We start from the raw sequence: 5,285 nt of genomic DNA, 5'->3' as shown, positions 1-5,285 counted from the left end.
ATTGTTGTTAATTTGTAATTAATTGTTTGTCAGACTTAAATATACAAAATAATTCGGTGATTACCAACTTTTAAAGATACTTTCTTATCCCGAACTCACGTTATTTTTATTTCATATGATAACTCCCAATGACTGGTACACTTCTCGAATAGCCGAAACGGCAAAAGAACTGACTAATATAAAGAAACGCATTCTCCATATCAGTTTACTACGCATCGTATTTTTTCTTGCCGGAATAACGGCCGTCATCGCATTATTTCATGCCGGAACAGGGGTACTGATTGGTGCGGTATGTTGTACATTTCTTCCTTTCCTGGCTCTTATAAAACTACACAACCGTTTCTTCGCACGAAAGGAATGGTTGGAAACTCAAGAGCAAATCAACCGCAATGAACTGAAAGGACTGGAAGGTGATTTTTCCGGCTTCGATGAGGGAAAAGAATTTGTCAACCCAGAACATCCATACTCATTCGACCTCGATTTGTTTGGACGAAATTCGTTGTTTCAGGCCATAAACCGTACATGTACGCACATCGGAAAACAAACTCTTGCCCGATGGATGCAGGAGCACTTGACTCAAAAAGAGTTGATAGAACTTCGCCAGCAGGGTGTAAGGGATATGAGCGAAAGAAACGAGTTTCGCGAAGAATTCCGTATCACGGGATTGGTTAATCACGGAAAGACATCCGACGTAGAGGAAATACGCCGATGGAGTGAAAGCCCCTCCAATTTGTTGCATGCCACATGGGTAAAGCTAACCTTATGGGGAGTTCCCCTCATCAACATCGCATTGCTTGCAGGAGGACTGACGGGTATTTGCTCTATAAGCTGGTTCGGATTAATGTTTATGCTATTTGTGATTATCAGCTTTGCCGTCATCAAAAAGGCGACTCTTGTACAGCAAACATATGGCGAGAAATTGAAAACTCTGAACAGTTATGCCAAACTGATTGCACTTGCCCGCCAACAAGTATGGAAATCTGCCGAAGTACAACAACTAATAGAGCGACTGAACATTGACGGACATTCGCCGGCCGAGGCTTTGATGCAACTATCCAAAGAACTCGACAGACTGGATCTGCGTAACAACCAGTTACTTTATGTCATACTGGAAGGTAGTATTTTCTTTCAGCTACGACAGGTAGTACGTATCGAGCGATGGAAAGAGCGATACGGTCATCATCTGATGCAATGGCTGGAAACCGTTGGAGAGCTTGATGCTCTTTGCTCGTTAGGGACTTTTGCCTATAATCATCCGGACTATAGCTATCCTTCTATTTCAGACAAGCCCTTCCAGTTTATAGCGACCGCTATGGGACATCCGCTGATGCCTGCCGAACAATGTGTAAAGAACGATGCCCTGATACCGTCACGACCGTTTTTCCTAATTATAACCGGAGCTAATATGGCAGGAAAAAGTACATATCTGCGTACGATTGGGGTTAATTATTTACTTGCATGTATCGGCTGTCCGGTATGTTGCAAACAATTGACTCTATATCCTGCACAGTTAATTACCAGTCTGCGTACATCCGACTCGCTTACGGATAATGAATCGTATTTCTTCGCCGAGCTCAAGCGACTGAAACGTATCATCGATTTACTAAATGAAGGGCATGAGCTATTCATCATCCTGGATGAAATATTGAAAGGAACCAATTCGGCCGACAAGCAGAAAGGCTCGCTCGACTTGATACGCCAATTTATGCATCTGCAAACTAATGGTATTATTGCCACACACGATTTATTGTTGGGTACCCTTGCTGAACAGTTCCCCGACAAGATACGTAATTACTGCTTCGAGGCTGACATAAAGGAAAACGAACTTAGCTTTTCTTATAAATTACGGGAAGGCGTAGCACAAAATATGAATGCTTGCTTCCTTATGAGAAAAATGGGAATCATAATACAAGATGAATGAAACATGTGAAGGGCGTGAAGGGTAAAAACGAGTAATATTTTCAATGAAAAAGCCCAATAAAGTCTGCAATCACCCCTTCGTATGGCAATAGTTTATAAATGTATCCGTTTAAGACACAGAAAAGCCTCCTGCAAAGCGATAAGGAGTGAAGACAATAAAAATGATAGCCATTACACATAAAAGCCCCTCAGAGAGCTAAAAACAGTGAAATTTTATCATTCTTCAGGAAGTTATAGATATCCCGTATCATAAAAAAAGCCGAAGTCCAAATGAACTCCGGCTTTTAATATATATAGCGTTTACAGAATTATTCAGCTTTAGGGGCTTCCTCTGTAGTAGCTTCTGCAGTTGCTTCAGCAGCAGGTGCCTCAGTTGCAGCAGATTTTTTAGAACGACGAGTACGAGTAGCTTTCTTAGCAGCTGTCTTAGCCATATTCTCATTGTAGTCAACCAATTCGATGAAACACATTTCTGCGTTATCACCCAAACGGTTACCAGTCTTGATAATACGAGTGTAACCACCCGGACGATCTGCAACCTTTACAGAGATTTCTTTGAACAGTTCAGTTACAGCGAACTTATCTTGCAAGTTGCTAAATACAACACGACGAGAATTTGTAGTGTCTTCTTTAGACTTTGTAATCAGAGGCTCAACGAACTTTTTCAAAGCTTTAGCCTTCGCAACAGTCGTAGTGATTCTTTTGTGCTTGATCAAAGAACATGCCATGTTTGACAACATTGCATTTCTGTGAGAAGCAGTACGACCTAAATGGTTGAATTTCTTATTATGTCTCATTTTTTATTCTTTATCTAATTTATACTTAGAAATATCTGTTCCAAACGACAGATTCAGACTCTCGAGCAAATCATCAAGCTCAGTGAGCGATTTCTTACCGAAGTTACGGAACTTCAACAGGTCTGTCTTGTTGAACTGAACCAAGTCGCCCAATGTTTCAACATCGGCAGCCTTCAAACAGTTCAATGCACGAACTGACAAGTCCATATCAACCAATTTGGTCTTCAACAACTGACGCATGTGCAATACTTCTTCATCGAATTCTTCATTGCCATCTGAATCTGAAGTTTCAAGAGTAATCTTTTCATCAGAGAACAACATGAAGTGATAAATCAATATCTTAGCAGCCTCTTTCAGCGCTTCCTTCGGGTGAATGGAACCATCCGTTGTAATCTCCAGAACCAACTTTTCGTAGTCGGTCTTCTGTTCTACACGATAGTTTTCTACCGCATATTTGACATTACGAATCGGAGTGTAAATAGAGTCGATAGGAATTACATTCACATCGGTGCAGAATTCACGGTTTTCGTCGGCCGGAACATAGCCACGACCTTTGTTGATTGTAAGATCTATCTGCATAGTTGCTTTTGAATCTAAATGGCAAATAACTAATTCAGGATTTAACACTTCAAATCCGGTCAAATACTTACCAATATCACCTGCCTTAAATTCAGTAGAATTCTCAACGGTAATGCTTACCTTTTCATTTTCGAATTCCTCAACTATTTGCTTGAATCGAACTTGCTTCAGATTCAAGATAATGTTAGTGACATCTTCTTTTACTCCAGGAACAGTTGCGAACTCGTGTTCAACACCTTCAATGTGAATAGTGTTGATAGCGTAACCTTCCAATGAAGAGAGAAGAATACGGCGTAAAGCATTACCTACGGTAATACCGAAACCGGGTTCAAGCGGACGGAATTCGAATTTTCCGAATTTGGAATCCGCTTCCAACATTAATACTTTATCAGGTTTTTGAAATGCTAATATCGCCATGAAATTAATTATTATTTAGAGTACAATTCAACGATTAAGTGTTCTTTTATGTTTTCAGGAATGTCTGCTCTTTCAGGCTTGTGCAACAACTTACCAGTCTTAGAGTTTTCATCCCATTCCAACCAAGGATATTTGCTGTGATTGAATCCAGCCAATGAGTTAGCAATAACTTCCAAAGACTTAGATTTTTCACGAACACCTACAAGCTGTCCAGGTTTTACAGAGAATGAAGGAATATTAACTACCTTACCATCTACTGTAATGTGCTTGTGACCAACCAACTGACGAGCAGCTGCACGAGTAGGAGCAATACCCAAACGGAACACAACGTTATCAAGACGACATTCAAGGTTCTGCAACAAGATTTCACCGGTAATACCGTTCATACTTGCAGCCTTTTCAAACATGTTACGGAACTGTTTTTCCAAAACTCCGTAAGTATATTTTGCTTTCTGCTTTTCAGCCAGCATGACACCGTATTCTGATGTTTTTCTACGGCGAGTGTTACCATGCTGTCCAGGAGGATAGTTTTTCTTAGACAAAACTTTATCTGCTCCAAAGATTGCTTCACCGAATTTACGTGCAATTCTAGTTTTTGGTCCAGTATATCTAGCCATTTTCTTATTTTAAATTTAATTGTTATTAATGAACTTAATTTGTTGCAGCCGCGATTACAGAAAGGAATTGCAATCCATTATTTAACAAAATCAAGTTACATCTAAATAGGTTATCTTTATTATACTCTTCTTCTCTTAGGAGGACGACAACCGTTGTGAGGCAATGGAGTTACATCGATAATTTCAGTAACTTCAATTCCAGCTCCGTGCACTGTTCTGATAGCAGACTCACGTCCGTTTCCAGGACCTTTAACGTAAGCTTTTACCTTTCTCAGGCCAAGATCGTACGCTACTTTAGCGCAATCTTGAGCAGCCATCTGTGCTGCATAAGGAGTGTTCTTCTTAGAACCTCTAAATCCCATCTTACCTGCTGAAGACCATGAAATAATCTGGCCTTCGCTGTTTGCCAAAGAAACGATAATGTTGTTGAATGATGAATGTACATGCAACTGTCCATTAGCATCAACTTTCACATTTCTTTTTTTAGCTGCGACTGTTTTTTTTGCCATATTAACAATTATTATTTAGTAGCTTTTTTCTTATTTGCAACAGTTTTCTTTCTTCCCTTACGTGTACGAGCATTGTTCTTTGTGCTCTGACCTCTTACGGGCAGACCTAAACGGTGACGAACACCACGATAGCAACCAATATCCATTAATCGCTTAATGTTCAACTGGATTTCTGAACGAAGATCACCTTCTACTTTATATTCAGCAGCGATAATTTCACGAATCTTAGCAGCCTGATCATCAGTCCAATCCTTAACCTTCAGGTCACGATCAACACCTGCCTTATCCAAAATCTTTGCTGAACTACTGCGTCCAATACCATATACGTATGTCAACGCAATCTCACCTCTCTTATTCTGAGGCAAATCTACACCAACTATTCTTATAGCCATATACTAAATTATTTTTTTTGCAAAAATAATAAATTATCCTTGACGTTGTTTATA

General features: G+C 39.9%; 6 protein-coding genes. 1 reads left to right on the top strand and 5 read right to left on the bottom strand.

The annotated features are described in order from the left end of the window. The first annotated feature begins 115 nt into the window (after nt 1-115). Nucleotides 116-1,921: a MutS family DNA mismatch repair protein gene (locus ACZM60_RS14315; protein ID WP_340318878.1), complete on the top strand. Its 1,806-nt coding sequence runs from the start codon at nt 116-118 to the stop codon at nt 1,919-1,921. Between the two features lie 307 nt (nt 1,922-2,228). On the opposite strand, the gene rplQ is transcribed toward ACZM60_RS14315, so the two are convergent. From rplQ to rpsM, 5 genes are all read right to left on the bottom strand, one after another. After that, the gene (gene rplQ / locus ACZM60_RS14310; protein ID WP_294595360.1) at nt 2,229-2,717 is read right to left on the bottom strand and encodes a 50S ribosomal protein L17; all 489 of its coding nucleotides are present in this window, start codon (nt 2,715-2,717) and stop codon (nt 2,229-2,231) included. A 3-nt stretch (nt 2,718-2,720) separates the two neighbouring features. Next, complete coding sequence (locus ACZM60_RS14305; protein WP_294595362.1) at nt 2,721-3,713, bottom strand: DNA-directed RNA polymerase subunit alpha; 993 nt, start codon at nt 3,711-3,713, stop codon at nt 2,721-2,723. 11 nt (nt 3,714-3,724) lie between these two features. Further along, on the bottom strand, nt 3,725-4,330 hold the full coding sequence (rpsD, locus tag ACZM60_RS14300; RefSeq protein ID WP_340318876.1) for a 30S ribosomal protein S4: 606 nt from the start codon (nt 4,328-4,330) through the stop codon (nt 3,725-3,727). A 119-nt stretch (nt 4,331-4,449) separates the two neighbouring features. After that, a complete protein-coding gene (gene rpsK, locus ACZM60_RS14295; RefSeq protein WP_007567382.1) occupies nt 4,450-4,839 on the bottom strand; it encodes a 30S ribosomal protein S11 in 390 nt (129 codons plus the stop codon). An 11-nt stretch (nt 4,840-4,850) separates the two neighbouring features. Then, the gene (gene rpsM, locus ACZM60_RS14290) at nt 4,851-5,231 is read right to left on the bottom strand and encodes a 30S ribosomal protein S13 (RefSeq protein WP_340318875.1); all 381 of its coding nucleotides are present in this window, start codon (nt 5,229-5,231) and stop codon (nt 4,851-4,853) included. Nucleotides 5,232-5,285 lie beyond the last annotated feature (54 nt).

The sequence above is a fragment of the Phocaeicola sp. genome (assembly GCF_057861905.1).
The sequence above is the reverse complement of the archived record's forward strand: the minus strand, read 5'-3'. Positions and strand labels throughout refer to the sequence as shown.

Excerpts from the sequence above, each read along its gene's own strand:
- ACZM60_RS14315 (WP_340318878.1), top strand. The coding sequence starts at position 116 with ATGATAACTCCCAATGACTGGTACACTTCTCGAATAGCCGAAACGGCA.
- rpsK (WP_007567382.1), bottom strand. The coding sequence starts at position 4,839 with ATGGCAAAAAAAACAGTCGCAGCTAAAAAAAGAAATGTGAAAGTTGAT.
- rpsM (WP_340318875.1), bottom strand. The coding sequence starts at position 5,231 with ATGGCTATAAGAATAGTTGGTGTAGATTTGCCTCAGAATAAGAGAGGT.
- ACZM60_RS14305 (WP_294595362.1), bottom strand. The coding sequence starts at position 3,713 with ATGGCGATATTAGCATTTCAAAAACCTGATAAAGTATTAATGTTGGAA.
- rpsD (WP_340318876.1), bottom strand. The coding sequence starts at position 4,330 with ATGGCTAGATATACTGGACCAAAAACTAGAATTGCACGTAAATTCGGT.
- rplQ (WP_294595360.1), bottom strand. The coding sequence starts at position 2,717 with ATGAGACATAATAAGAAATTCAACCATTTAGGTCGTACTGCTTCTCAC.